Origin of the sequence: Vulcaniibacterium thermophilum, from assembly GCF_007923255.1 — a bacterium.
GTDB classification, from domain to species: domain Bacteria; phylum Pseudomonadota; class Gammaproteobacteria; order Xanthomonadales; family Xanthomonadaceae; genus Lysobacter_F; species Lysobacter_F thermophilum.
In genome coordinates, this window is the sequence record NZ_VOHJ01000003.1 from 93,537 (window position 1) to 119,530 (window position 25,994).

Consider the following 25,994-nt stretch of genomic DNA (forward strand, 5'->3'; position numbering starts at 1 on the left):
CGGTTCCGGCGACGCGGGCGGCCGCGTCGCGACACATTAGATATAGAGCCGTGGAGTATAGCTCGGGCCGGGGGTCGGCAGCCGACCGGGCGACGCCGGAGGCGGCCTTCCGGCAGGCGGGCCGGCGGGGCTCAGCGCACCGGCGAAAGGCGCCCCTGTTCCACGTGGAACAGGAGCGGGGGGGCGGGCAGGTCGTCGAGCGGCGGGGCCTCGGTCCCGGTGACGAACACCTGCGCCCCGTTCGACGCGAGGTGGCGCAGGACGCGCAGGCGGTGGCGGGCGTCCAGTTCGGAGGCCAGATCGTCCAGCGCCACGACCGGCCACTCGCCGCGCACGCGGGCGTAGTGCGCGGCTTGGGCGAGCAGCGCGGCCAGCGCCGTCAGCTTGGCCTGACCGCGCGAAAGCGCCTCCCGCCCCGGCAGCGCGCCGAAGGCGATCCGCCAGTCGGCGCGATGCGGCCCGACCGAGGTGTAGCCGGTCTGGCGGTCGCGGTCGCGCGCCAGCAGCAGGGCATCCGCCAGCGGCATGCTCTCGCGGCGCCAGCCGGGCGCATGCTCCAGCCGCACGCCGCCGAGCATCGGCGCCAGCTCCGCCGCCATCGCGTCCACCGCCGGTGCGAGCGCGTCCAGGTACGCGTCGCGGTGGCGCGCGATCGCCTCGCCGGCGTCGGCCAGCTCGCGGTCCCAGGCGTCGAGCTGGCCGTCGCCGCCGCCGGCCTTGAGCAGGGCGTTGCGCTGCCGCAGCGCACGGGCGTAACGGCGCCAGTAGGGCAGGAACGCCTGTTCCACGTGGAACAGGCCCCAGTCGAGGTAGCGCCGCCGATGCTCGGCGGCCCCGGTGATCAGCGCATGGCTCCCCGGCTCGAAGGTGACCACGGCCAGCGCCGCGCAAAGGTCGCTGAGCTGGGCGACGGGCGCGCCATCGAGCCGCCCCTCCCACGCCTGTCCCGAGTGCCGAAGCCCGCCGCGCCGCACGCGGCCGGTGGTCCGCTCCTGCCATTCGACGAACACCTCGAGCGCCGGCGCGCCGGCCTGGATCAGGCCATCGCGCACCCGGCCGCGGAAACTGCGCCCGTAGGCCATCAGGTGCATCGCCTCCAGCACGCTGGTCTTGCCGGCGCCGTTGTCGCCGATGATCAGGTTCAACCCGGGGCCGGGCAGGAAGTCGAGTTCGTCGAAGCGGCGCAGACGGCGGAGCTGGAGGCGGGTGATCTGCATCGGGGGCGGTTGGGTTCGGCCGCGGACTCGGATGGGGAGCAGTTAGCCACGGATCGGCGCCGATGGACACGGAGGTAGGCGTCCGCGTGCCGTATCCGGGGTTGGGCGGCGCGCCGCGATCCGGCGACGAGGCGGCCGCCTTCCCGCCCGTCATCGCGGCGAACGTTCCCGCTCGTCCCGGCACACGTCGCGATCCACTTCCACCAAAGAGAAACGCCCGGCGAGGGGCCGGGCGTTCCACGTGGAACATCGACCGCGGTCAGAGCCGCAGCGGCATCACGACGTGGCGGCAGCGGTCGCTGCTGGCCTCGCGCACCAGGGCCGAGGAGTTGGCGTCGCGCAGCGCCAGTACGACGGTGTCCTCGCGCAGGGCACCCAGGGCGTCCAGCAGGTAATTGACGTTGAAGCCGATCGCGAGCTCGTCCACGCGGGTGTCGGCCTCGACCTCCTCCTGCGCCTCCTCCTGCTCGGGATTGTGCGCGCTGATGCGCAACTGCCCGGGGGAGACCTCGATGCGCACGCCGCGGTACTTCTCGTTGGACAGGATCGCCGCGCGCTGCAGCGAGGCGCGCAGCGCCTCGCGATCGATCCGGACCTCGCGGTCGGCGCCGATCGGGATCACCGCCTCGTAGTCGGGGAAACGGCCGTCGATGAGCTTGCTGGTGAAGGTCACATCGTCCCGCTTCACCCGCAGATGGCCGCGGCCCATTTCGAGCTCGAGTTCGCGGTCGCCGCCTTCGAGCAGGCGCTGCAGCTCCAGCACGCCCTTGCGCGGCACGATCAGTTGGCGCTTGGTCGGCGCGCCGCCCTCGAGCGGCGCCTCGCACAGCGCCAGGCGATGGCCGTCGGTGGCCACGCAGCGCAGGCTGGCCTCGCGCAGGTCGAACAGCAGGCCGTTGAGGTAGTAGCGCACGTCCTGCTGCGCCATCGCGAACGCGGTGCGCTCGATCAGTTCCTTCAGCGCCGCCTCGGGCACGCGCACGCGCTCGGTCGCCTCGACATCGTCCAGCGAGGGGAAGTCGTTCGCCGGCAGGGTCGCCAGGGTGAAGCGGGAACGGCCGGCCTGCACCGTCACCTTCTCGGCCGACTGCGACACCGTCACCCGGCTGCCGTCGGGCAGGGCGCGCACGATCTCGAACAGCTTGCGCGCCGGGATGGTGGTTTCCCCGTCCTGCGCGTCCTCGACCGCGATGCGCGAAATCATCTCGACCTCGAGGTCGGTGCCCGTCAACGCCAGCTGCCCATCGCGGACCTGGACCAGAAGGTTGGCCAACACCGGCAGCGTCTGCCGCCGCTCGACCACGTTGACCACTTGCGCCAGCGGCTTCAGAAAGGCTTCGCGTTGCAGGGAGAAACGCATGCGGTGAGGTCCCCTCGGCCCAATGACAAGGTTTTGGATAAATCAGAAGCGTGGTGATGCTGGGGGCTGTGCACAACCCGGAAAACCCGGGCAACCCCTTGATTGGAAAACGAAAATCCCCGTGACGGAGCAGTGAAGAACTGCCCCTGAGGGCGTGGAACAAGCTGTGGATAATTTTCGTGCCGGCGCCCGGGGCCGAGATATCCACAGCTTGTCCGGCCGCCATCCACGCCTTTGTCCACTCACTCGGAAAGTTTGCGGATCAGCTTGTCCCAGTCCTCGCGCAGCTTGCCGTCGGTCTCCAGCAGCGTCCTGATCTGCCGGCACGCGTGCAACACCGTGGTGTGGTCGCGGCCGGCGAAGGCGTCGCCGATCTCGGGCAGGCTGTGCTCGGTCAGTTCCTTGGCCAGCGCCATCGCCACCTGGCGCGGGCGCGCCAGCGAGCGGGTGCGTCGCTTGGACAGCAAGTCCTTGACCTGAAGCGCGTAGTAGTCTGCCACGGTCTTCTGGATGTTGGAGATGCTGATGGCCTGCTGCTGCGCGCGCAGCAGATCGCGCAGCGTCTCCTGGGCGAATTCGGCGGTGATCGCGCGGCCGGTGAAGTTGGCGCGCGCGGCGAGCGTGTTGAGCGCGCCCTCCAGATCGCGCACGTTCGAGCGCATCCGCTTGGCGAGCAGGAACGCCACGTCCTCCGGCAGCGCCACCCCGCGCTCGCGCGCCTTGGACAGCACGATCTGCGCGCGGGTCTCGAAATCCGGCGGCTCGATCGCCACCGACAGGCCCCAGGCCAGACGCGACTTCAGCCGCGGCTCCAGGCCTTCGACCTCGCGCGGATAGCGGTCGCAGGTGAGGATGATCTGCTGGCGGCCGTCGAACAGCGCGTTGAAGGTGTGGAAGAACTCCTCCTGCGTGCGGTCCTTGCCGGCGAAGAACTGGATGTCGTCGATCAGCAGCGCCTCGACCTGCTGGAACTGGCGCTTGAACTGGTCCATCGCCTTGTCCTGCAGCGCCTTCATCATCGCGCTGAAGAACTGCTCCGAGCGCAGGTAGAGCACGCGCATGCCGGGATTGGCCGCGCGCATGGCGTTGCCGGCGGCGAACATCAGATGGGTCTTGCCGAGGCCGGTGCCGCCGTACAGCAGCAGCGGGTTGTGGGCGCGGTCGCCGGGCTTCTGCGCCGCCTGCAGGGCGGCGGCGCGACCGAGCTGGTTGCTGCGGCCCTCGACGAAGTTGTCGAACGTGTAGTGCGGGTCCAGGTGGGTCTGGAAGCCGTCGTCGATCGGCGCCAGCGTCCGCGCGAAGGCGTCCGGCTCGCGGCGGGCGGGCGGGGGCGGCGCGGCTTTCGGCAGCGCGCCGATCTCCAGGCTGACCTCGGGCGTGCCGGCGAAGTACGCCAGCAGCTCGCGGATCCGCGCCAGGTACCGCTCGCGCACGTGCTCGACGACGAACGCGTTCGGCGCCAGCAGCACCGCCATGTCCTCGCCCCGGCGCGCCGCCTGCAGCGGCTTGATCCAGGTGTGCAGGTCCTCGGCCGGCAGTTCGGCTTCCAGGCGTTCGAGGCAGCGGGGCCAGGCGTCCAGGGGGGTCACGGCGTCACTCTTGCGCGGAATCACGGCGAAAGGCGGGCGGGGCGCTGCGTGGGGCCGCGCCGCGGAAGCGATAGGGATGCGGCAGCCTATCACCGCCGCTGCGGCGCCGCGATCCGGGCCTCGCCCGACGGCACGCCGGCGTTACGGTTGACCGTCCCCGCGCGCGCCGGCTAGACTCCGCGGTCTTTCTCCGCCGTTTATCCGAGCCGGCCATGGCCACCAAGCGCACCTTCCAGCCCAGCAACCTCAAGCGCAAGCGCGACCACGGCTTCCGTGCCCGCATGAAGACCGCCGACGGCCGCAAGGTCCTCGCGCGGCGCCGTGCCAAGGGCCGCAAGCGTCTCAGCGCCTAAGTCCGTCGCTCCGGGCCGGCAGCGCCGCCCCGCGCCGGCCGCTCTGCGGCCGACCATGCGCCCTTCTTCCGACCACCGCCTGCCGCGCACCGCGCGCGTGCGGGCGCGTGCGGATTTCGACCGCGTCTTCGCGCGCGGCCACCGCGCCGCGCATCCGCTCCTCGCCCTGCACTGGCTGCCGGCGCCGCCGCCGGCCGGGCCGCGGCTGGGACTTGCGGTCTCGCGCAAGGTCGATTCCCGTGCGGTGGTGCGCAACCGGCTCAAGCGCCGCCTGCGCGAGCTGTTCCGCCATCGACGCCCCGCGCTCGCCGGTGGCGACTATGTGATCGTCGCGCGTCCGGCCTGCCGCGATGCCGACGCGGCCGCGCTGGGCGCGGCGCTCGACCGCCTGCTGCGGCGCCTGGGCGCGTTGCCCGACGATGCCGCGGTCGGCACAATGCCGCGCGCTTCCGCCGTCGATTCCCCCTCCGCCCCTGCGCCGGACGTCCGTCCCGGCTGAGCCTCCCTGTCCTCATGAACCAGACCCGCTTCCTGCTCATCTTCGCCTGGCTGATGGTGGCGACCCTGCTGTGGATGGAGTGGGGCAAGGAGCAGGCGGCCCCGCCGGCGGCCGCGACCGCCGCCACGACGCCGGCGGTGCCCGCCGCCGCGGACGTGCCGGCCGCGCCGAGCGCGACCCCCACCGCCACGCCGGCCGCGCCGCAGGCGACGTCGGCGACGGCCGCGCCGGTGGCCAGCGTGACCACCGACGTGCTGCAGGTGAGCCTCACCGGCGGCGAGCTGCGCCGCGCCGATCTGCTGCGCTATCCGGCCGGCGCCGACAGCCGCGAACCGGTGCGGCTGCTGGCCGACGATGCCGCGCGCTACTTCGTCGCGCAGAGCGGCTGGGTGCGCCAGGGCGGCCCCGCGCCGACCCACGAGGCCGGCTTCCGTCCGGTCGGCGGACCGCGCTTCGCGCTGGCGCCGGGCGCGCGCGAGCTGGTGGTGCCGTTCGAATGGACCGGCCCGGACGGCGTGACCATCCGCCGCGAATACCTGTTCGAGCGCGGCAGCTACGTCGTGCGCGTGCGCGACACCGTGATCAACCGCGGCACCGCGTCGTGGCAGGGCTGGGTGTACCGCCAGTTGACGCGCGTGCCGCGCGCGCTGGCCAGCAAGGGTCCGATGAGCGCCGAGCAGTACAGCTTCCAGGGCGCCGCCTGGTACAGCCCGCAGGACAAGTACGAGCGCTGCGCCTACGAGGACTTCGGCGAGGACTGCGCGCTCAACAAGGACGTGCAGGGCGGCTGGATCGGCATGCTGCAGCACCACTTCTTCGCCGCCTGGATCCCGCCGGCGCGGGCGCGCAGCACCTTCTCGCTGGCCACGCTGCCGGGCCAGGGCGTGCCGCAGTATGCGATCCGGCTGCTCGGGCCGGCGCTGAGCGTCGGCCCCGGCCAGCAGGCCAGCACCGAGGCGCGGCTGTGGGTCGGCCCGAAGCTGGTCAAGCAGATCGAGGCGCAGGACGTGCCGGGTCTGGAGCGCGCGGTCGACTTCAGCCGCTTCAGCACGATGGCCGCGCTCGCCGGCTGGCTGTTCTGGCTGCTCGACCGGTTGCACGACGTGTTCGGCAACTGGGGCTGGGCGATCGTCGGCCTGGTGGTGCTGATCCGCATCGCGATGTTCCCGCTGGCGCAGGCGCAGTACCGCTCGATGGCGAAGATGCGCAGGTTCCAGCCGCGCATCGAGCAGCTCAAGGAGCGCTACGGCGACGACCGCCAGAAGTTCCAGATGGCGCTGATGGAGCTGTACAAGAAGGAGAAGATCAACCCGGTCGGCGGCTGCCTGCCGATCCTGGTCCAGATGCCGGTGTTCCTGGCGCTGTACTGGATGCTGTCGGAGTCGGTCGAACTGCGCCACGCGCCGTGGATCGGCTGGATCCACGACCTGACCGCGCGCGATCCCTACTTCGTGCTGCCGCTGATCAACATCGCGCTGATGTGGGCGACGCAGAAGCTCAGTCCGATGACCGGCATGGACCCGATGCAGCAGAAGATGCTGCAGTGGATGCCGATCGTGTTCGGCGTGATGTTCGCGTTCTTCCCCGCGGGCCTGGTGCTGTACTGGGTGACCAACTCGGGGCTCGGCCTGCTGCAGCAGTGGTGGATGACGCGCAAGTACGCCGAGGCGCCGGCCAAGGCGTGAGGCCCGCGGCCGCGCAGACCGCGCGGCCCGCGGCCGCCCGTGGGAGGGAATGCGCGTGACCGATCCCGAATCCCCGATCCCCCATCCCGCCGCGCGAGACACCATCGCCGCCATCGCCACCGCCCCCGGCGCGGGCGGGGTGGGCATCGTGCGGGTGTCCGGGCCGCGTGCGCGCGCGATCGGCGAGGCGGTGTGCGGGCGCCGGCTGGCGCCGCGCCGCGCCCATCACGCGCGCTTCCGCGACGAGGCGGGCGTCGTGCTCGACGACGGCATCGCGCTGCTGTTCGTGGCGCCGGCCAGCTACACCGGCGAGGACGTGCTGGAACTGCAGGCGCACGGCAGCCCGGCGCTGCTGGAGGCGCTGCTGGCGCGCTGCGTGCGGCTCGGCGCGCGGCGGGCGCGGCCGGGCGAGTTCACCGAGCGCGCGTTCCTGGAGGGCAAGCTCGACCTTGCGCAGGCCGAGGCGGTCGCCGACCTGATCGCCGCCGCCGACCTGCGCGCGGCGCGCGCGGCGCGGCGCGCCCTGGAAGGCGAGTTCTCGCAGCGGGTCGAGGCGCTGGCCGAACAGGTGCTGCACGTGCGCGTGCATGTGGAGGCCGCGATCGATTTCGCCGACGAGCCGATCGAGACGCTCGGCGGCGCCGAGCTCGCCGACCGCCTGCAGCGCGCACGCGATGCGCTGTGCGCGCTGCTCGACGCCGCCGAACGCGGCCGTCGCCTGCGCGACGGACTGCACGCGGTGATCGTCGGCCCGCCGAACGCCGGCAAGAGCTCGCTGCTGAACGCGCTCGCCGGTCGCGAGCGGGCGATCGTCACCGACGTGGCCGGCACCACGCGCGATCTGCTGCACGAGGTGGTGCGCGTCGGCGGCGTCGAGCTGACGCTGGTCGATACCGCCGGCCTGCGCGAGGGCGGCGATGCGATCGAGCGTGAGGGCATGCGCCGCGCGCGCGAGGAGCTTACCCGCGCCGACCTGGCGTTCGCGGTGCTGGATGCGCGCGCGCCGGAGACCGGCGGCGACGCCGTGCGCGAGGCGCTCGCCGGCGTGCCGCAGGTGCTGTGGCTGTACAACAAGGCCGACCTGCTGCCGGCGGTGCCGGCCGATCGCGACGATGCGCTGTGGGTATCCGCGCGCACCGGCACCGGACTGGATCGCCTGCATGCCCGTCTGCGGGCGCTGGCGGGCGGCGGCGAGGCCGGCGAGGGCGCGTTCACCGCGCGCGTGCGGCACGTGGAGGCGTTGCAGCGCAGCCTCACGGCGCTGGACGAAGCGCGCGCGCAGTTGGCGCTGGAACGGCTCGAGCTGGCGGCCGAGGCGTTGCGCGCGGCGCACGACGCGCTCGGCGAGATCACCGGCCGGGTCCACCCCGACGATCTGCTCGGCCGCATCTTCGCCAGTTTCTGCATCGGCAAGTGATTTGGGGCTTCGCTCGAGTCCGTGAACGTCCTCAGACGACCGAAAGTGCGGCGTCGCGCACGCATCTAGGCATCATCCCGCGCCCACCCAACGGGCCGGAAACCTGAGGGCCTGACTCCACAAGTGCCCTCCGCAAAAAATCCTCATAGCCAAAATATGGGCACCTCTGGCGCTTCAGGTGGGAATCTCTGGCGGTCCCTCTTCAGGCCGCCAATCGGCCCACTCCGGCTCAGGAAACACCGGGCTGCCTGGCGACCACAGCTCCACGCTCCCGGCATGCTCCTCGTAGAAAGCCGGATCCGTGGTGACGCGCACCGCCTGCGCCATGCCCGGCAGGCGCAGGCTCCAGTCCGCGTTGCCGAGGGGTTGAAGCTGGATCTGCGGCGGAAGCAGCTCGGGCGCGCGCATCAGCGCGCCCAGCTGTGCCAGGTTCAGGAGGGGTTCCGGCCGGGCCGGCATCACCATATCGTCCTCCAGGATGGCGTCGAGGTCGAAGCCCTGCTCCTCGGCCGCATCCGCTTCCTGCGCGACTTCTTCGAGCACTTCCCGGCGCGCGGCTTCGTCTCGCGTGGCGCCAGTCAACACGTGTGCGGAGATCAGGCTGGGCAGCTTGGAGAGGATCGGCTGCAGCTTGCCGACCACGGCCTGGAATAGGTCGATGCGCGAGCCGAGCGCGCGGTACACGTCGGCCTCGATGCTGTCCTCGTAGTGCAGATTGATGATACGGATCTCGGGGAAGCGCTGCCCGAGTCGGTCGATACGACCGATGCGCTGTTCCACGCGCATCGGGTTCCAAGGCATGTCGTAGTTGATCAGCGCACCGCAGAACTGGAAGTTCAGGCCTTCCGCCGCGGCGTCAGTGCAGAGCAGCACGTGCGCCTCGCCCTGCCGAAAGCGGCGCTTGGTCTCATCGCGGGAAATCACACGCCATGACCCGTCCTGGCTGCGGATCTCGCCGCCGCGGCCGGAGAAGCACATCAGCTTCAGATCGTCCTGGCCCGAAAGGTTTTCCCTCAGCAGGTCCATCGTGTCGGTGAACTGGGTGAACACCATCACCTGCGCGTGTCCGCCCGCGCGCAGCTCCGCAATTGTCTCGCGCAGGGCGCCGAGCTTGGTGTCCTCGGGCAGGCCGCGCGCCAGTCGCAACAGGGTCTCGATCTCGCCGGCCTCCTCGCGGGCAAGCGCCGCGCGCTCAGCCGCATCGAGGTCGGCCTCGTCCCCGGCGTCCGCATCCCACTCCAAAGTCTCACGATCATCCGCGGAGAGCAGGTCCGGTACGGCGCCGCCCTGCCGGACAGCTTGCAGGTGCTTGTCGAGGGTCAGGATCAAGGCGCGGATGCTGCTGGCCAGGCGGCGACGGTAGATCGTCAGTACGAAGCCGATGGCTGAGCGCTCTTCCTTTGACGCCTTGTTGTAAGTCTGGGTGATGTAGTCCTCAAGCGCGGCGTAGAGCGCGGCTTCGCCCTCGCTCATGTCGAGGAAGCGGTCTTCGACCCTGCGGGTCGCCACCCGCGTCGAGATCAGTCCCCGCTCGTGATAGCGACGCAGCAAGGCGCGCGTGTGCCGAGAGATCAGGCAGCTGACCGGTGAGGCCTGCCGTGCCACGCGCAGGGCGAGCTGCCGGTCCTCCGCGCTGAGCATGCGGCGGGGAATACTGGCCTCCGAGCGCAGGGCATCCAACACGCGGCGCAGGCGCAGCGCGCCCACGCCCTCCAGCCGCCGCTGAAGCTGCGCCGGATCGCGCAGGCCGAAGCGCCGCTCGGCCGCTGTGAACAGCCGCGCAATGCGATCCAGTGCTTCGTTCGAGGGGTTCGGATGCGCCACCAGCTCGAAGAAGTCGAGAAAGGCACGGTCATGCCAGCCGTCTGGGAGGCCGAGCAGGGCGAGCAGATCCCACACCTCGATCGGATGCACCTGCATCGGCGTCGCGGTGAGCAGCACGAGGCCAGGCACGCGTGGCGCCAGCTCGCGCATCAGCCGCAGGAGGGCATTGGGCCGCGCGTCGGCGAGATTGACCAAGCTGCGCCGACGGGCGTGATGCGCCTCGTCCAGCACCACAAGGTCCCAAGGCTCGGCCTGGTTGACCACCTCGTCGAAGCGGTCCTGCCGGCGCAGCAGATGGCTGGAAACGATCACCGCAGGCTGGCGATGCCATTCGGAACGCAGCACGGCCACTTCGCGCCCCTCGGGCTGCGCCGGCGTGGGCTGCCAGCGCAGCACATGGCCGTCGTAGATCGGCCAGTTCAGGTTGAACTTCTCGCGCAGCTCGATCTGCCACTGCTTGCAGACGCTGGCTGGCGCCATGACCAGGATGCGGCTGGCACGCCTTGCGAGCCAGGCCTGACGCAGCAGCAGACCGGCCTGGATGGTCTTGCCGAGGCCCACCTCGTCGGCGATCAGCAGGCGCGGCGGCCATTGGTCGTAGAGGCGATGGAAGGCGCGCACCTGGTGCGGCCAGGGCGTCACCGCCGCCGTCGCCTCCCCCACCAGCGCGCCGCCGCCGGGCAGTTTCGGCGCCTCGCGGATGAAGCCCCACAGCGCGCGCCTGCGTTCGTCCCAGTCGATCACCGGCGTCGCCGGCCGGAGATCGCGCGACGGCACCGGGGTCTTGCTCTCGTCTTCACGCTCGTCCGGGTGTGGCAACAGGCGGGTGGGGAGCCGGTCGTCCGGCGGCAGGAAACGCAGCAGGTCCTGGCGGGCGGCGGCCGGCACGTCCAGGGTGATGACCCGGCCGGCCCGGTCGGCCCACAGGCGGGCGAAGCTCTCCTCCTCCGCGGCAACGCGCTCGGGTTCCACCCAGGAGCGGAAAAGATTCAGGCTCTCCCAGTTGAGTGTCCAGCCGGCAGCGGTCTCATTGAGGCTGCCGTTGAAGGCGATCTTGTCGCCGCTCTTGTCCTCGAAGATGCCCGACTTCTCGTGGAACAGCGGCCCGCTAGCAGCGAGCGGGCGGCGCTGGGCATCGCAGGGAATGGCGACCTTGGTCTCCAGGATTCCGCGCGCCACCATCCAGGCCAGCAGGGCCAGCGCATCGGTCTCCTCCGGGCGCTGCGGCTGCAGCGGACTCGCCAGCAGCTGCGCCTCCACCGTGTCCCGCAGTGACTGCCCCTGCTCGATGGCCCGCACCTCGGGCTCATCGAGCGTGCAGCCGATGATCAGCCGCATCCGGCCGCCGTTGTGGATCAGGTACTCGACGCCACGCGCTGCCAGCGTCAGCGCCCGCGCGTTGAAGTAGCCGGTGGTGCGGTCGTAGCTGTGCGCGCAACGCAGGGCCGGCACGTACACGAGATCGAGCAGGTTGCCCTGCTCGGGCGTGTAGCGGATACGCCAGTCGTGGTCGCGCAGCAGGCTCACCCGGCCGCCTCCAGGGCGCGCTGCTGCTCTTCGAACATGCGCAACTGCTCGGGCTGCCCGATCTGATCGGCGAAGGCCAGTCGGCGCAGCTTCTCCAGCGCGTCGAAGTCGCCGGCGTGGTCTTCGGCCTCGCCGGCCTCACCGCGCAGGCCCGGCGGCACCGGCAGCACCTCCAGCAAGGCCTCCAGCGCGAGCAGAAACTTCGGCTCCCGATCCAGGCCGTTGTGCTGGACCAACTCCAGCGCCGCCGCCGCGCCCCGGCTGCGCGCCCGATGGGCGGCATGGTGCAGGGCGTCGAGCATGCTGCTGGAGCCGTCGGCCGCGCCGGCACGGCCCTTGGCGATGCGGGCCGCGGAATCGAGCAGGTGCAGATTGTTCTGCTTCTTCTCGGCCAGCTTGCCGACGATGTCGCGCTCCAGGTCCACGCCCACGGCGCGGGCCAGCATCAGGGCTTCGTCGTAGGGAAATTCCGGCGCGCCGAAGCTGTCCCAGGCCAGCACGAACCAGGCGGTGATGGGATCCAGCTCGGCGCGGGTGTTCTGCTGCACGAGCTGCTTCAAGCGCCAGTCCTTCACCTCGCGCCGCGCCGCTTCCAGCGCGTCCTCGGGCGTGGCCTCGTAGGGGTCCGATGCCTCCTGGAACAGCGCGGCCTGCCGATTGCGGCGGGCCTGCTCGGGCTGCGGGCGCGGCCGGCCGCGGCGCAGCGGCCAGTGCTTCGAGAACTCCTCCAGCGCCGGCCCAAAGCTCGCGAGGTACAGGTCGACGCCGCGGATGCCCGCTTGCTGGAACGCGCCGACGCGCTCGCGCACCTTGGCGGCCAGCAAAGGCTCCACGTCTTCCCAATACAGGGTGTCATCAGCCGCCTTGGGAGGCCGCGGCCGGCAGACCAGGAAGATCGTGCTGTTGGCGGCGGCCTTGTCCTTGATGTGCAGCGAGCCTTCGGCCTCGGTGTTGATCGGCCACGAGGCGGTGATGGTGAAGCCGGCCTCCATCAGGCCCTTGGTCAGCGCGTCCCAGGCGCCGGTGGCTTTGTGGGTGAACATCAAAGTCATGATGCCGTCGGGCTTCAGCACGCGCCGGCACTCGGCGAAGATCGCCGCCATGCGCTGCTGGTAGTCGCGCCCGGCCAGCACCTTGGCGCCCTTCTCGCCGCGGAAGCGTGCCGGGTTGGCCACCGCCTCGCTGTCCTTGTCGGTGAGCTGGCGGCGGAACAGGTCCGGATAGACGCGGCCCGCCGTGCGCTTGAGCCAGACGTAGAAGAAGTCCGACAGCTCGGCGTACATCACGTTGTCGTAGTAGGGCGGGTCCATCACCACGCAGTCGATGCTGGCATCGCCGATATGGTCCAGCGCATCGCCCGACTTGCAGCTCAGCTCGATGGTCTGGGCGGCGTAGGACGGCGCGCTTTCGGCCACGAACAGGCCCTCCCCCATACGCTGGTCGAGTTCGCTGGTTTTACGGCCCTTCTTGCCACCCCCCGCCTCGGGGCGCACCAGGGCCACCAGCTCGCCGATGCACTTGGCCGTCTGCTCGATCGCCCAGTCGAAGCCCAAACCGGCAATCAGCGGCGCCATCTCGGCATAGGACCACTTGAAGGCGAAGTCGTGTCGATCAAACGTGTTGACCATGACTTCGCGATTCGAGTGCCAACGCGCCATACGCGAGTTGTAATCGCGCAGCTTGTCCAGCGACAGGGCGAGGTAGCCGAAGGCCGCCCGCGTCAGCTCGTCCAGTCGACCCGCGGCGCGCTCCTCTTCCAGCAGCTCGCGGTAGACCTCCACGGCGGTGACATGGCCCAGCAGCTGGCGCGGCGAGAACAGGTCGCGCCACAGTGGCATGCCGTACTGGATCGGTCGATCATCGTTGATGGTGGGCGGGACACGCTCGCTGGGGATGTCATCGTTCGCCTCCCACAGCGGCATCTTCTCGGCCAGCCGCTCCGCAATGAGTTCGGACACCTCGTCCTCGGCGGTGGGAGCGCGATAGCCGCGCTCCCAGCTCTCCTTCTTGCGTCCGGTCTTGGTGGTCTTCAGCACACGGCGCTTGTAGACGATGGCGTAGAGCTGCTCGCCCATGCGCCCGGCCTGGGCCTCGGCCTTGATGTAGTCGCCGTCGATCGGGCGGCCGCAGTCGGGAAACGGACACAGGCCATCGCCGCGCGCCACCGTGCCTTCGGATTGGTCTTTGGCCTTGGCGACGATCTCGAAGCCGCAGCGCCGGGTCGTGGTATCCGGCTTCAGCCGCACGCCGGTGCCATCGCCCGCCAGCTTCCAGTTCGGCGACAGCGGCACCAGGCCATCGCAATGCGGGCAGGTGATGGTGCGGGCCCAGAGGTAGGTGAGGTCGATCTGATCCGGCAGGGAACGCTGCGGAAAGACCTCGCCGATGCGGTCCTCGATGCGCGAGCGAAGCTGCGCCGCAATCGCTTTGAATCGGGTTCGTGCGCTGCTGCCCAGCCGGACTGGCCAATCGATAGTCGCACGCTCGATGAGGACGGCAACTGGGTTCAGATCGTTGGCGTAGGTCGGGAGGCCGAGACGCACAGCCTCGAATGGAATCGAACCTCCACCGGCTGTTGGGTCGAGCACCGAGGGGGCCGAAAGTCCGAGGCGAGTCGCCTCTTGGATGATCCAGCTGCGCTCACTCAGCGACGGCTGATACGCAAATGCGCGGGGATAGCCGTAAGGGTCCAGCACGCGGTTGCCTGTGCGGCGTGCGTTCTCGATGAGTTTCTGCGCGCGCACCGGATCGCCATGAATCCCCATCACTCGCATGAACTGGTCTTGATCGGCGTCCGCTGGAAGCAGCGACGCCAGAACGGCCGCCCGCGACGCCACCAGCGGCCGCCGCGCCCACCACACGTGCAGGTAGTAGGTCGGTGGCAAGGCCGTCATCGAACGCCGCTCGCGCACGCTCTCCTCGCCAAGTGCTGCGATAGGCAACCAGTGTTCGATCAGGCGTGAAGTCGTCATTGCGCGTTCCCGTGGTCGTTCGCGTCGTCAAGAAAAGCGGCGCATGTCCGCCACGTAGTCGTCATAGGTTCGCCAGCCCAGCAGGGTGATGACCGGCATCGCCAGATTGGCCGTGCTGTAGTCGCCGAAGGGTGCGCCAAAATCCTGCGCCAGGCCTTGGAACACCTGCACGGTCGCCGGCCGACATTGCCCCTCCTCCCAATGGATCGCCTGGTTGCGGGCGCCGCGGATCACCGCCTTTAGCGTCTGGCTACCCACCGCCCGGCCCATCGGGCCAGTTGGCTTCTTCGCCGAAGGCCGCTGAAAGTCCCTGGTTCGCAATCTGCAGCAGGTTGCCCGCCAGCGCGCCCATTGCAAACGTGCGCGCCTCCCTCGCCGCCCGCAGCCCCTCCAGCGCCTGCTGTTGGTCATGCCGCTCGCGGTCTGGGCCGAAGTAGGTCTCCCAGTGCCGACCGACGCCGAGCATCACGTCATCCGGGGTCTCGGCGTCATCGATGATGGTCTGCGTCCGCACATACTCGGCCTGCACCTGCCGCTCCAGCGTCGCCACGCGGGCCGACAGCGCATCGATCCCGGCTTGCTCGTGCCAGATGGCGTCCAGCAGGCTGCGCGCGGCGTACTCGGTCGCGTCCAGGTACTCGGCGAGCGTCATGGCGAGCGCCTCCTCGCCCGATGGCTGGCCCGGATCGGTTCGGCGGGATCGAAATGCGCCCGGAAATGCCCGGCGCGCATTTCTCGCTCATTCATCGGCTGGAAATGCGACATCAATGCGCGCCGTCTCATTCCGTCGTCCCCGCGGGCACCCAGCGATGCTGGGCACCGCGACCGCGGCCGGGCGCACGCAGCTCGGGGTGGGCAGCGCGCAGTTCACGCATCAGGCGAACCACCTGCGAGCGGTCCAGATGGGTGATCCGGCGCAGATCCTCGTTGGTCAGGCCCGGCTCGCCGCGAGCGGCGCGCTCCTGCAGAAGCGAAAGGATGCGGGTCTTGGCCGCTTCCAGGCTGATGCGTCGCTGCCGATCCGGATCGCCGCTACCGCCCAGGCGGCGATGCAGGTCGGCACGCAGCGTCCAGTAGCTGCCTCGCCCGCCGGCCCCACCGCGTTCGAGATAGCCGCGCTCGGTCTCCATCGCGTTCAGCGTTTCCCGCGCCAGCGCCTCGCCGCGCTGACACAGCCGGGCGGCGGTGGAGGTGTCGATTTCCGGGTGGGTGAGGAGGTGCTGCAGGACCAGCAGCTGGTCCACGTCGAGGTCGCGGCCGGCTTCGGACTCCTCCTGGGCGAAGCGCCGGAACGGCTCGGAGAACTCATGGCGCAGGAAGGTGACGGTCACCGATTCGCCGCGCTCCTCGATCGCCGGCGGCGGTTTGCCCTCCAAGAGGAAGGCCTTGAACATGCGACTGACACCGAGGTTGCTGCGGTTGACCAGGCGCAGCTGCACCAGCGCGTTGACCAGCATCGGATTCCGCGGCGCCGGCGGGTGGTGGAGGATGTTCTCGGGCGTGATGTCGCCGACCAGGCCGCCTGGGTTGCTGATCTCCAGGCGTTGCGGGTACTGCTTGACGATGATCGGCGCGCCGCGCTGGTAGTCGGCGTGGCAGAGCGCGTTCAGCAGCGCCTCGCGCAGGGCCAGCTCGGGATAGGCGCGGTACTCGAAGTGATACAGGCCCTGCTGGACGGTGGCGATGGGGTTGTCGGCCATGACCCGGTCCAGCAGCCTGATAAGCGCCACCGGCAGAGCTTCGCCGCCGTCGGCACGGTCGCTGTACTCGGTGGCGTTGCGCATGCGCAGATGGGTCCAGCCGTAACCGGAGACGTTGCGCGCGATGGCTTCGGGCGTGCCGGCGAGCAGCAGGGCCGCGATGGTCAGCCGCCCATTCGGGGCCAGGCCCAGCCTGTCGATCAGGTCGCGATCGGACAGCGTCAGCAGGTCTTCCGGGCTGCGCTCGGCGCGGGCGGCCCGGCGCAGGGCCTCCAGCGCGGAGGGCGAAAGATCCGACCAGGTCGCTTCAGCAGGCTGGGCGGAGTAATCGGCCTGGCCTGAGGCCATCAGCAGGTCGCGGCGGGCGCTGCCGGTGAGCGGCTCGCAGCTCTTGTCAATGCGGATGCTGCCGCGACCGGCGCTGTCGGTGTAGGGCCGCATCGGGCCACGCACCTGCATCAGCAGCAGCCGGCCGGTGCCCTCGGGGACCGACAACTCCTCGAAATCCGGCGTCAGGCGCGGGTCGGTGTTGGCGTAGATCTCGCGGACCAGGGTGTTGGTGTCGATCTCCGGCGGCACGCCGAGGATGGCGGCGCGGCGACCGATCACCCGGTCGGCCACGCCGAGCACCACGGTGCCGCCACCGCCGTTGGCCATGCATACGGCTACGTCAATCAGCGTGCGCCGCATGTCGGACAGGCTGCGCCCGTCCCAGCGCTTGAAGTCGAGGTCCTGGGCTTCGAGCGCGTCGGCCTCGACCTCATCGAGACGGTCGAGCAGTTCGCGTACGTCCTGGACGCTGCGCACGGCGTATCAATCCTCCGAGGCGCTGAGCACGATGCGCAGGGCCTGCAGCACGCGCCTCGGCTTGCGCCGGTGCATGACCATGCCGAGCCAGTAGGCGGCTTCCTCGCGGCCCATGCGTTCGATGCCGTCCACGCAGGCCTGCATGTTCTCACGGTTACGCATGGGGGCCAGGGTGCGGAAGAGCAGGCCCAGGATCAGGGCGCTTTCCTCGTCCAAGGGCTGGGTATTGCGACGCCCGGGCTGGCCCGGCCCCAGGCGGACACCTTGCTGGCGCAGCATGCGCAGGATACGCGGCTCGAAGCGCTCCAGCCCGGCGCCGCGCAGGCCGCCGACGAAAACGGCCTCGCCATCCTCGCTGGTGGCGACCGGCAGGCGATAGACGCGCATCTCGCTGTCGCCCGGGCCGTGGCGGTAGAGCCTCAGCTCGTAACGGGGCGCCGCGCTGCGGGCGGGGCGGATGGATTTGACGTTGCGGCCCGCCATCAGGCGCGCTCCGCTTCGGCAGAGACGAAGGCGGCGCCGTTGCCCACGCGGGTGAGCTGATCTCGCAGGCGCTCCGGCGCATCCCCCGACAGATCAAGGCCATCATTGAAGCGAAGCTCGACCTTGAGCATCCGCGGATTCTTGTCCTTGGCGGCGGTCAGCTGCGGCTGCAGGAACTCGCGTACCAGCTGGGCCTCGGTCAGCGGGCCCGCGAACTCGATGACCAGCAGTCCCCCCTCGGCCATTTCCAGCTCGACGTTCACGGTGACGCGCTTGCTGGCACCGGAAATGCCGTTCGCTGCAGGGAGCAGCCGGAACAGGTCGCCGGCGTCGAAGCATTGCACCGTCAGCGCCGCCAGCTGCTTGCAGCCGCTGCCCCTAGCCTTGTCGAACAGGACCCCGAGGGCTTCCTTGAGCGGGCCCTCGGCCTGCAGGCGGGGCTGACCATCCGCGACGGGCGGTTGGCCTGTCGGCGTATGAGGGGTGTAGGGGGCGGGCGTACCGCCGCCAGAGGGCGTGCCGCTGGGCGGTGGCAGCGCACCAGGGCCGGGCGAAGGCTCGCCGGCCGGCTTGCGAGGCCACAGCCCGCTCTGCTCGGCGAATGCGCGGGTCAGCACGAAGGACTGCTCGTCAATCATGATCTGCGCGCCGGGGTCGCCCTGGCCATAGACCAGCTCTCCGCGGCGGTAGATGTAGTCGCCGCGCTCGACGCCGGTGCGAACCAGCTTGATGAAGGCGTCGTCGCCGAGGAGGATCGAGAGCGCCGGATCCTTGCGGAACTCGTTGCGCAGATCAGCCGTGCTGATCTGGCCGCGCTTCAGGGGTGTCCGGTCGCGCACGTAGGCGGGCGACTCCGGCGCATCCTCGACGCCGCGCAGCTTGTTGAGGTCGCGCAGCGCCGTCAGCACCTGCTGCTGGCCGGCGCCGGGCCGGTCGGAGGCGGTGCCCAGCTCGATGACCGAGTGCGCCAAGTCAACGCTGGCGCCAGCGGCGCGGTTGCGCGCCGGGTAGTAGAGGTTGCGGTAGCACTGGGCGATGGCCACCGCCAACTCGTGACGCGAGCGCTCCTGCCACTCCCTCAGCTTGGCCTGGTGGTGCTCGGGCAGCTCGCGGATACGTTCGCTGCGGGTCATCTGCTGCAGCGCGATCCTGCGTTTCATCTTCTCGACCATCTGCTCGATGCGCGACTGATCGGCAACCAGAAAAACCAGGTTGTTACGCAGCATCCGCAGGCTGCCGGCGTTGCCCTTGCGCTCGAAGATCTCCTGCACGCGCTCGGGCACGCCCTCCTGACCCGGGGCGACGGCATCGGCCTCGTGATTGATGAGGGCGAGGCGGGGCGCGCCGCTGCCCACGTCGTCGGGCACGTCCCAGGGGCCCGCCGGAAACGGCACGAGCTCCAGGGTCGTCCCGCCGAAAATGCGGCGGATCTCATCTTGGAGGGTGGCGCGGAGCTCTTCCCGGTCTACATTGCGCTCCTCCCGCCGCACCAGCTGGGTGAGGTTCGGTTCGTAGAGGAAGCGCAACGGAGCGTTGGGTCGGTCGTCGAGGTAGGCCGACTGGTCGCGGAAGCGGGTCCTGGCATCGTCGATGAAGGCGCCGTCCAGGGCCGGACCCAGCATCGCCAGCCGCATCTCGTCGGCGTTGACGCCACGCAGATCCGAGTTGAACGCTAGCGTGTGCATCAGGATCGTACGCGCCACATAGGCGGTGTAGGGCGGCAGGCCCGCGTACTGCGCCTTGTCGATCTGCTGGGCGAGCGCAAGCTGACCCTTCTCGCCCGCGACATCGGCACGGATAGCCGGGACCAGCTCGGGCTGCTGCAACCGGGTGACGATCTCCTGGTAGATCGCCGGGTTGGCCGGATCGACATGGTGAAGATGGATCGCCGTGGCGTCGGCCGGGCGATCCTGCCAGAGCTGGGCGACGGTGCGGACCAGCAGGCGAAGCATGCCGCGCACCCGGTGGAAGGTTCCGAGCGTCGCAGTCTTGTGCGTCAAGGTGTCCAGCAGCGCGGGGTGCAGTGGGTAGCTGCGCTCGAACTGCTCGGCGATGTCGCCATCCGCCGCGCTAGACGGCAGCGCCGCCGCATGCTGCTTCCAAAGGGCGCGGTAGGCCGCAACGGCCTCGGCTGCCTTGTGTGGATCGATCTGCGCGAAGAGCCGGCGCCGGAGAACCAGCGGGGTCTCATCGTCTTCGGTTGGATTCAGCAGCGTTGCCTTTCGCGCGGCGACACTCTCGATCTCTGCCATCCGGCTGGCCAGGAAATCGTTCTCTTCGGCATAGGCATCGGAGGCCCGGCCATCCTTGCCCACCGCGAGGGAGAAGACCAGCGAAACGTTGGGCGAGGATTCGACGGCCTTGATCAGCGAGGTCAAAAACGCGGCAAGCTGGTCACGCCCGCCGTGGGGGAGTCCACGGACTTTGCGCAGATAGATGGCCGGTTCGTCCAGAAGGATCAGGGTGGGCTGGTTGCCGAACAGCTCCTTGAGCGTATCGGCACCGGGCGCGACCGCCTGTTCGTCGCTGGCACGCACGCGCTCGAAGCCGTCCTTGCCGGCCAAGGCGTAAGCGATCTCGCCCCAAGGCGTGTGCGCGCGGACGCCGCCGCCCATCGATCGACCGTTGGCGGGATCCGCATTCTCGCCATCGAAAGCGGCGATCCGCACGGGGCCTGCAGGCAGCAGGGCAGGGTCAATGAACTCCTCGGGTCGGACAACGCCCTTCATTCCGCGGGCCGCATGGACCAGCGCGATGAGGCCGTGGGTCTTGCCGCCGCCGAACGAGGTGTCCAAGCGAAGCACGGCCGCCGCTTCGCCGCCGGCACCGCTCAGGCGCCTGCAGACGGCATCAAGGAGGTTCTTTAGGCCACGAGTCGGGTAGGTGTTGGCGAAGAATCGCGCTGGGTCGGAATAGTCCAGCACCGCCTTGCCGCGGATGACGGCAGCCAGATCGGCAGCCAGATCAGCATCGCTGATGCGCCCCTCGCGCACGTCATCCCGCGGCAGACAGGCGTCAAAGATGGTCGGTGCCGCCATTTCCGGTGATTCCTTCTGCGTGACTTACGTTAGTGCCGTGCCGGCTACGCGCCCAGCCCCCTTCCGATTATGGCCATAGCCTCAGCAGGCGAGAACCAGCCGGGTCAGTGCCTCGCCAACGGCGCTCTACCGGCTCAAGGGAGCGCCATCCGGGAACCTGCGCGCCCATGCCCGTTCTGACTGGGCCTCGGCACCCAAAGAATTTCGACCGGACCAGCGGGATCGGCCGCCGCGCAGTCAGCGGTAGCCGGCCTAGGTGTCGGCGAGCCCAACAGAGCGCTCGAAGGGGGAAAGCGGCGCCGATGCTGGCTCTTTAATGGCATTGCCCCATTGCCGCTCTTCGGGCTCCGATCAATGGCACGAGCATGGGAAGTGGGCCGCGCTTCACGCAAGAGGCGTGCCCCTGCCTTCAGGCTTGACAAACGGCCCGTGCTGGAGCGTCCTAGAGGCCGCGCGCGCGTATGGCGCGCACCCAGGGGGAGTTCGAAGATGCGTGTCCAATCCGAGACCCGGCGCGTCCGTCGGGTGCGTTACACCACCCATGCGGTCGCCGCGCTGGCGGTCGCACTCGCGCTGGCCGGTTGCGGCAAGGACGAGGCCGAGCAGCCGCAGGCCGCGGGCCCGGCGAAGCAGGCCCAGCAGCAGGCCACGCCGGCGACCGCGGTGTCCGAGAAGATCGCGGCGATGACGCCGGAACAGCTCGCGGAGGCCGCCCGCAAGGCCTACGCCGAGAATCGGCTGTACGCGCCGGCCGGCGACAACGCGGTCGAGTACTACCTCGCGCTGCGCGACAAGAGGCAGAACGACCCGTCGGTCGCCAGCGCGCTGACCGATCTGCTGCCGATGACGGTGATCGCGGTCGAACAGAGCGTGGCGCGCGAGGACTTCGCCGAGGCGCAGCGCCTGACCGCGCTGCTGGAGAAGGCCGACGCCCAGCACCCGGCGCTGGCGCGCCTGAAGGGCAGCATCGCCAGCGCGCAGCAGGCCGCGGCGCAGCGCGCCGAGCAGCAGAAGCTGACCGCCGAGGAGGAGGCCAAGCGCCAGCAGGAGATCGAGCGCCAGCGGCAGCTCGACCAGCAGCGCCAGCAGGAGGAAGCCGCGCGCCAGCTCGCCGCGCAGCAGGACGCCGAGCGGCGCGCGGCCGAACAGCGCGCCGCCGAGCAACGCGCTGCCGAACAGCGCGCGGCCGAGCAGCGCGCCGCCGAGCAGCGCGCGGCCGAACAGCGCGCCCAGCAGCCGGCAGCGGCGCAGACCGCCACCGCGTCGGCGGCCGACCTGCGTCCGATCTCCACCCCGGCGCCGCGTTATCCGCCAGAGGCGCTGCGCGCCGGCACCTCGGGCGAGGTGCTGGTCGAGTTCACCGTGGCGCCGGACGGCACGGTCGCCAACGCGCGCGTGGTGCGCGCCAACCCGCCGCGCATCTTCGACCGCGAGGCGGTCAACGCGGTGCGCCGCTGGCGCTTCCAGCCGGTCGGCAACGCGGTCACCACGCGCCGCACGATCAACTTCAATCCGGGCGGTTGACGCCCTGCGGCGGTGCGGACAACGGACGGGGAGACCCGTCCGTTGTCGTTTTGCGGGTGTGCGGTCCTGGGAGACGAAGGGCGTCGCGGCTGCAGCCGCTCCGGGAAGACGCGCGTTCGCCGCCCTGTGCGAGCGGCTTCAGCCGCGACCCGGGGCACGGCACCCAACCCGCACGCGGCCTGCGGCCTTGTCCGGGCTACGCCGCTGAACCGGGCGCGGCGCCGTACCCGCACGCGGCCTGCGGCCTTCTTGTCCGGGCGACGCCCGCCGCGACGCGTGGCCGCAGCGGGGGCACCCGCCGCTCAGGCCGAGATCGCCAGCCGCTCCTGGTGATAGCGGCGCACCGCGCCGTACCAGAGCACCGCCGCCAGGGCGAAGCCGGCGGCCAGGTACAGCGCCCAGACCTGCGGGGCGATCGTCTCGCCGCGGATCACCTTCAGCAGCATCTGGTTCTGGGCGAGGAACGGCACCGCGAACTGCCACAGTTGCGCCTTCAGCGGATTCACCGTCAGCAGGATGGTCGGCACCATCGGCAGCAGCATCAGCCACACCATGTGGCTCTGCGCTTCCTTCATGCTCTTGGCGCCGGCGGCGAGGAAGGTGAGCAACGCCGTGCCGATGAACAGCATCGGCACCAGGATCAGCAGCATCTTGGCGATCGCCGTCGCGCTGACGTCGAGCAGCCGGCCGGTGTCGCCGGCGACCTGCGCGCTGGTCTTGAACGCCAGCAGCGTCAGCAGCAGCGACAGCAGGCCAAGCAGGCAGGCGGCGGCGATCTTGCCGCTGACGATCGCGCCGCGCCGCGCGGGCGTGGCCAGCAGCGGTTCGAGCGATTGCCGCTCGCGCTCGCCGGCGGTGGCGTCGAGGATCAGCGCCGAGCCGCCGAGGAAGGAGGTGATGATCAGCAGATACGGCAGCAGCAGCGACAGCAACTGGCCCCGCTTGGCCTGCTCGGACGCCATGTCGCGCTGGGCGAGGTTGAGCGGCTCGGTGACGGTGGGGCTGATGCCGCGCGCCAGCAGCCGCAGCGCGCCCATCTGCTGCGCGTAGGCGCGCAGCGCGCTGCGCAGGCGCTGCGACGGGATGTCGGCGTCGCGGCGGGTGCTGTCCAGCACCAGTTCGACCTTCGCCGGCCGGCCCTCGCGCCAGGCCTCGGCGAAGTCGGGCGCGATCTCCAGCGCGACGTCGACCTCCTGCCGCGCGATCGCGCCTTCCAGGTCGGCCGGCGGCTTGACCGCGCGGATGCCGCGGGTGGCGAGGAAGTCGACCAGATTGGGCGCGCGCTCGGCGCCGACCACCGGCACCTCGAGCGTCTTCTCCAGTTGCGTGCGCGCGCGCTTCTCGGCCAGCGAACCCATGCCCAGCATCAGCGCCGGATACAGCAGCGGACCGAGCAGCAGCGCCAGCGCCAGCGTGCGGCGGTCGCGACGGATGTCGCGCAGCTCCTTGCGCACCACGGCGAGGAAGGTGGAGAACGCGGACGTGCTCATGCCTGCAGGCCCTCCTCCGAGCCGATCGCCTTGACGAAGGCGTCTTCCAGATTCGCCTCGCCGGTCTGCGCGCGCAGCTCGTCGGCGGTGCCCGAGGCCACCACGCGGCCGTGGGCGATGATCACGATGCGGTCGCAGAGCGCCGCCACCTCCTGCATGATGTGACTGGAGAAGATCACGCAGCGCCCCTCCGCCTTCAGCCGTTGCAGGAAGCCGCGCAGGCCGCGCGTGGTCATCACGTCCAGGCCGTTGGTGGGCTCGTCGAGGATCACGTTCTTGGGGTCGTGCACCAGCGCGCGCGCGATCGCGGTCTTGGTGCGCTGGCCCTGCGAGAAGCCTTCGGTCGGCCGGTCGAGGATGTCGGCCATGTCCAGCGCCTCGGCCAGCACGCGCGTGCGCGCTTCGATGCGGGCGCGGTCCAGGCCGTGCAGCTCGCCGAAATAGGCGATGTTCTCGCGCGCGGTCAGGCGCTTGTAGACGCCGCGCGCGTCCGGCAGCACGCCGAGCGCGCGGCGCACCGCCACCGGACTGCGCGCGGCGTCCAGCCCGTCGACCTCGACCCGGCCCTGGTCGGGCTTCATCAGCGTGTAGAGCATGCGCAGCGTGGTGGTCTTGCCGGCGCCGTTGGGCCCGAGCAGGCCGGTGATCTCGCCGTCGCGCGCCTGGAAGCTGACGCCTTCGACCGCGCGCACGAGCCCGGCCTTGGTCCTGAACGCCTTGTGCAGGTTGTCGGCGACGATCATCGGCTCACGGCTCCCATCCGTTGAACGAGGTGAACGGCGGCACGTAACGCAGCGCATCCAGGCAGCCGGCGTCGAGCGAGCGCGCATCGGCGCGCTCGAGGAACTGGCCCAGCAGCTTGGGCATGCAGCCGACGCCGAAGTTGCCGTGGCCGCGCCCGCGCAGCACGAGATGGCGGCCGTTCGGCAGCCCCTTCAGCACCTGCTCGCCGTAGCGCGGCGGCGTCACCGGGTCGAACTCGCCGGACAGCAGCAGCGCGGGGGCCTGCGACTTCAGCGGCGCATGGAAATCGGCCGGCCGCGTGCCGGTGGGCCACACCTTGCACTGCGCCAGCAGCACGTCGGACAGCCCGCTGCCGAGCACGGTGTCCAGATCGGACGGATCGCCGGTGAGCTGGTCGGCATCCTCGGCGCAGATCACCGACAGTTGCATGCCGTGGGTGATCTGCTCGCCGACCTGCCCGCTCACCATGCGCGCCAGCGCCGCCAGCGATTCGTAGCGGCCGGCATCGGCCTCGTTCAGCGTCAGCGGCAGCAGCGCCGCCGCTTCCGGCCAGTAGGCGAACATGCGGGTGAGGCCGGCGACGTGGCCGGCGCCGATGCGGTCGCGCCGGCGTTCGCCGGTCTGCGGATCGCGGTAGTCGACCTCGACCGGCTGCGCCGCAAGGCGCGCCATCACCGCCCGCAACTGCGCGCGCAGATCCTCGCCGAAACGGCCGCGGCATTCGGGGAGTTGCTGGCAGCGCGCGAACTGCAGCGCGAGCGAGGCGTCGAGATTGCGCGCGTGCTCGCTGCCGAGGATCAGCTCGTTCGGCACCAGGCCGTCGAGCACCAGCGTGCGCACGCGCTCGGGATGGCGCATCGCGTACTGCTGCGCGACGCGCGTGCCGTAGGAGCCGCCGACCAGGTTGACGCGCGCAGCGCCGAGCGCCGCGCGCACCGATTCCAGATCGCGCACGGCGTCGGTGGTGGTGTAGAAGCGCGGATCGGCGTCGAGCGTGCGCGCGCAGCGTTCGGCGAAGGCGACCGCCGTGGCGAGGTCGGGTTCGGCGCTGGCCTCGTCGTCGCCGGTGAATGCGTTCTCGCCGCGCTCGTCGCGGCAGGCGAGCGGGTTCGATCCGCCCGTACCGCGCTGATCGATCAGGATCACGTGGCGGTTCTTGCGCACTTCGGCGAATGCGGCGTCGATCACCGGCCACACTTCGGTCGCGGCCTGGCCGGGGCCGCCGGCGAGGAAGAACACCGGGTCCGCGGTGCCGGCGCCTTCGTTGGTCGCGGGCAGCCAGGCGATGTTGAGCGACACCTGGCGGCCGCGCGGCGCGGCGGGGTTTTCCGGCACCCGCATCCGCGTGCATTGCGCCTCGATCGCCTCGGCGGCGTACGGGTGGGTCAGCGTGCACGGTTTGAACGTGAGCTGCCCGTACCGGCGTTGCGCGGACGCGGTGTCGTCCTGGGTTGCGGGCGTGCAGGCGGCGGCCAGGGCAGCGGCCAGCGCGGGGGCCAGCAGGCGTAGGCGGGTCATGGAATCCGTCCCGGTTGGAAGCGCGAAGCATGGCAGCCCACCGGCGCGGCCGGAAGGTGACGACGGTCGGGTGGGGTGGCGGCGCGGCGGCGGCGTTGCGCAAACCGGCACACCCCCCAGAGCGCGGCGCGGGCGACGGCTACGTCGAGCGCCACGCGCGCCGCGCGTGGCGGGGCATCCGCCGCCTGGCGGGCTTACTTGCTGCTGACGTACTTCTCGCGGCGGGCGAGACCCTGCGTCTGCGCGG

At 70.5% G+C, this 25,994-nt stretch carries 18 protein-coding genes; 5 read left to right on the forward strand and 13 right to left on the reverse strand.

Annotated features, from left to right (window positions below; all coding sequences use genetic code 11):
- Positions 1 to 131 precede the first annotated feature (131 nt).
- The 3 genes from recF to dnaA form a co-directional block, all read right to left on the reverse strand.
- Positions 132 to 1,217 (reverse strand): DNA replication/repair protein RecF, encoded by a 1,086-nt coding sequence (gene recF, locus FQY64_RS02365; RefSeq protein WP_146472101.1) that lies wholly within the window; start codon positions 1,215 to 1,217, stop codon positions 132 to 134.
- 259 nt (positions 1,218 to 1,476) lie between these two features.
- On the reverse strand, positions 1,477 to 2,577 hold the full coding sequence (gene dnaN / locus FQY64_RS02370; RefSeq protein WP_146472102.1) for a DNA polymerase III subunit beta: 1,101 nt from the start codon (positions 2,575 to 2,577) through the stop codon (positions 1,477 to 1,479).
- A gap of 242 nt (positions 2,578 to 2,819) precedes the next feature.
- On the reverse strand, positions 2,820 to 4,157 hold the full coding sequence (gene dnaA, locus FQY64_RS02375) for a chromosomal replication initiator protein DnaA (protein ID WP_146472160.1): 1,338 nt from the start codon (positions 4,155 to 4,157) through the stop codon (positions 2,820 to 2,822).
- Positions 4,158 to 4,378: 221 nt separating this feature from the next.
- On the opposite strand from dnaA, the gene rpmH reads away from it, so the two are divergent.
- The 4 genes from rpmH to mnmE all read left to right on the forward strand — a co-directional run bounded on the left by rpmH (position 4,379) and on the right by mnmE (position 8,120).
- Complete coding sequence (gene rpmH, locus FQY64_RS02380) at positions 4,379 to 4,519, forward strand: 50S ribosomal protein L34 (RefSeq protein ID WP_019397383.1); 141 nt, start codon at positions 4,379 to 4,381, stop codon at positions 4,517 to 4,519.
- Between the two features lie 55 nt (positions 4,520 to 4,574).
- Positions 4,575 to 5,018 (forward strand): ribonuclease P protein component, encoded by a 444-nt coding sequence (gene rnpA / locus FQY64_RS02385; protein WP_146472103.1) that lies wholly within the window; start codon positions 4,575 to 4,577, stop codon positions 5,016 to 5,018.
- Positions 5,019 to 5,032: 14 nt separating this feature from the next.
- Positions 5,033 to 6,703 (forward strand): membrane protein insertase YidC, encoded by a 1,671-nt coding sequence (gene yidC / locus FQY64_RS02390; protein WP_146472104.1) that lies wholly within the window; start codon positions 5,033 to 5,035, stop codon positions 6,701 to 6,703.
- Between the two features lie 76 nt (positions 6,704 to 6,779).
- Positions 6,780 to 8,120, forward strand: coding sequence for a tRNA uridine-5-carboxymethylaminomethyl(34) synthesis GTPase MnmE (mnmE, locus tag FQY64_RS02395; protein ID WP_229814861.1), 1,341 nt, complete (start codon positions 6,780 to 6,782; stop codon positions 8,118 to 8,120).
- A 174-nt stretch (positions 8,121 to 8,294) separates the two neighbouring features.
- On the opposite strand, the gene FQY64_RS02400 is transcribed toward mnmE, so the two are convergent.
- The 7 genes from FQY64_RS02400 to FQY64_RS02430 form a co-directional block, all read right to left on the reverse strand.
- Complete coding sequence (locus tag FQY64_RS02400; RefSeq protein ID WP_146472106.1) at positions 8,295 to 11,471, reverse strand: DEAD/DEAH box helicase; 3,177 nt, start codon at positions 11,469 to 11,471, stop codon at positions 8,295 to 8,297.
- Positions 11,468 to 14,443: a DUF1156 domain-containing protein gene (locus FQY64_RS02405; protein WP_146472107.1), complete on the reverse strand. Its 2,976-nt coding sequence runs from the start codon at positions 14,441 to 14,443 to the stop codon at positions 11,468 to 11,470. The genes FQY64_RS02400 and FQY64_RS02405 overlap by 4 nt, the downstream gene beginning before the upstream one ends.
- A gap of 27 nt (positions 14,444 to 14,470) precedes the next feature.
- Positions 14,471 to 14,701: a hypothetical protein gene (locus FQY64_RS02410; RefSeq protein ID WP_186760827.1), complete on the reverse strand. Its 231-nt coding sequence runs from the start codon at positions 14,699 to 14,701 to the stop codon at positions 14,471 to 14,473.
- The gene (locus tag FQY64_RS02415; RefSeq protein WP_146472109.1) at positions 14,694 to 15,095 is read right to left on the reverse strand and encodes a hypothetical protein; all 402 of its coding nucleotides are present in this window, start codon (positions 15,093 to 15,095) and stop codon (positions 14,694 to 14,696) included. Before FQY64_RS02415 ends, FQY64_RS02410 begins: the two co-directional genes overlap by 8 nt.
- A gap of 127 nt (positions 15,096 to 15,222) precedes the next feature.
- Positions 15,223 to 16,950 carry an ATP-binding protein gene (locus tag FQY64_RS02420; RefSeq protein ID WP_146472110.1) on the reverse strand — a complete coding sequence of 576 codons (1,728 nt, stop codon included), beginning with the start codon at positions 16,948 to 16,950 and terminating at the stop codon, positions 15,223 to 15,225.
- A 6-nt stretch (positions 16,951 to 16,956) separates the two neighbouring features.
- On the reverse strand, positions 16,957 to 17,433 hold the full coding sequence (locus FQY64_RS02425) for a DUF7680 family protein (protein WP_146472111.1): 477 nt from the start codon (positions 17,431 to 17,433) through the stop codon (positions 16,957 to 16,959).
- Entirely contained in the window at positions 17,433 to 20,471 is a 3,039-nt protein-coding gene (locus FQY64_RS02430; protein ID WP_146472112.1) for an ATP-binding protein, read from the reverse strand. Before FQY64_RS02430 ends, FQY64_RS02425 begins: the two co-directional genes overlap by 1 nt.
- A 489-nt stretch (positions 20,472 to 20,960) precedes the next feature.
- Between FQY64_RS02430 and FQY64_RS02435 the strand changes: the two genes are divergently transcribed.
- Positions 20,961 to 21,995 carry an energy transducer TonB gene (locus FQY64_RS02435; protein ID WP_146472113.1) on the forward strand — a complete coding sequence of 345 codons (1,035 nt, stop codon included), beginning with the start codon at positions 20,961 to 20,963 and terminating at the stop codon, positions 21,993 to 21,995.
- Between the two features lie 302 nt (positions 21,996 to 22,297).
- Here the strand turns inward: FQY64_RS02435 and FQY64_RS02440 are convergent, their stop codons facing one another.
- The 3 genes from FQY64_RS02440 to FQY64_RS02450 are packed head-to-tail and all read right to left on the reverse strand — an operon-like array spanning position 22,298 to position 25,747.
- A complete protein-coding gene (locus tag FQY64_RS02440) occupies positions 22,298 to 23,485 on the reverse strand; it encodes an ABC transporter permease (protein WP_146472114.1) in 1,188 nt (395 codons plus the stop codon).
- On the reverse strand, positions 23,482 to 24,228 hold the full coding sequence (locus tag FQY64_RS02445) for an ABC transporter ATP-binding protein (RefSeq protein ID WP_146472115.1): 747 nt from the start codon (positions 24,226 to 24,228) through the stop codon (positions 23,482 to 23,484). The genes FQY64_RS02440 and FQY64_RS02445 overlap by 4 nt, the downstream gene beginning before the upstream one ends.
- A 4-nt stretch (positions 24,229 to 24,232) precedes the next feature.
- Entirely contained in the window at positions 24,233 to 25,747 is a 1,515-nt protein-coding gene (locus FQY64_RS02450; protein ID WP_146472116.1) for an alpha/beta hydrolase, read from the reverse strand.
- Positions 25,748 to 25,994 lie beyond the last annotated feature (247 nt).

Excerpts from the sequence above, each read along its gene's own strand:
- recF (WP_146472101.1), bottom strand. The coding sequence starts at position 1,217 with ATGCAGATCACCCGCCTCCAGCTCCGCCGTCTGCGCCGCTTCGACGAA.
- dnaN (WP_146472102.1), bottom strand. The coding sequence starts at position 2,577 with ATGCGTTTCTCCCTGCAACGCGAAGCCTTTCTGAAGCCGCTGGCGCAA.
- rpmH (WP_019397383.1), top strand. The coding sequence starts at position 4,379 with ATGGCCACCAAGCGCACCTTCCAGCCCAGCAACCTCAAGCGCAAGCGC.
- rnpA (WP_146472103.1), top strand. The coding sequence starts at position 4,575 with ATGCGCCCTTCTTCCGACCACCGCCTGCCGCGCACCGCGCGCGTGCGG.
- yidC (WP_146472104.1), top strand. The coding sequence starts at position 5,033 with ATGAACCAGACCCGCTTCCTGCTCATCTTCGCCTGGCTGATGGTGGCG.
- FQY64_RS02405 (WP_146472107.1), bottom strand. The coding sequence starts at position 14,443 with ATGACGACTTCACGCCTGATCGAACACTGGTTGCCTATCGCAGCACTT.
- FQY64_RS02415 (WP_146472109.1), bottom strand. The coding sequence starts at position 15,095 with ATGACGCTCGCCGAGTACCTGGACGCGACCGAGTACGCCGCGCGCAGC.
- FQY64_RS02425 (WP_146472111.1), bottom strand. The coding sequence starts at position 17,433 with ATGGCGGGCCGCAACGTCAAATCCATCCGCCCCGCCCGCAGCGCGGCG.
- FQY64_RS02430 (WP_146472112.1), bottom strand. The coding sequence starts at position 20,471 with ATGGCGGCACCGACCATCTTTGACGCCTGTCTGCCGCGGGATGACGTG.
- FQY64_RS02435 (WP_146472113.1), top strand. The coding sequence starts at position 20,961 with ATGCGTGTCCAATCCGAGACCCGGCGCGTCCGTCGGGTGCGTTACACC.
- FQY64_RS02440 (WP_146472114.1), bottom strand. The coding sequence starts at position 23,485 with ATGAGCACGTCCGCGTTCTCCACCTTCCTCGCCGTGGTGCGCAAGGAG.
- FQY64_RS02445 (WP_146472115.1), bottom strand. The coding sequence starts at position 24,228 with ATGATCGTCGCCGACAACCTGCACAAGGCGTTCAGGACCAAGGCCGGG.
- FQY64_RS02450 (WP_146472116.1), bottom strand. The coding sequence starts at position 25,747 with ATGACCCGCCTACGCCTGCTGGCCCCCGCGCTGGCCGCTGCCCTGGCC.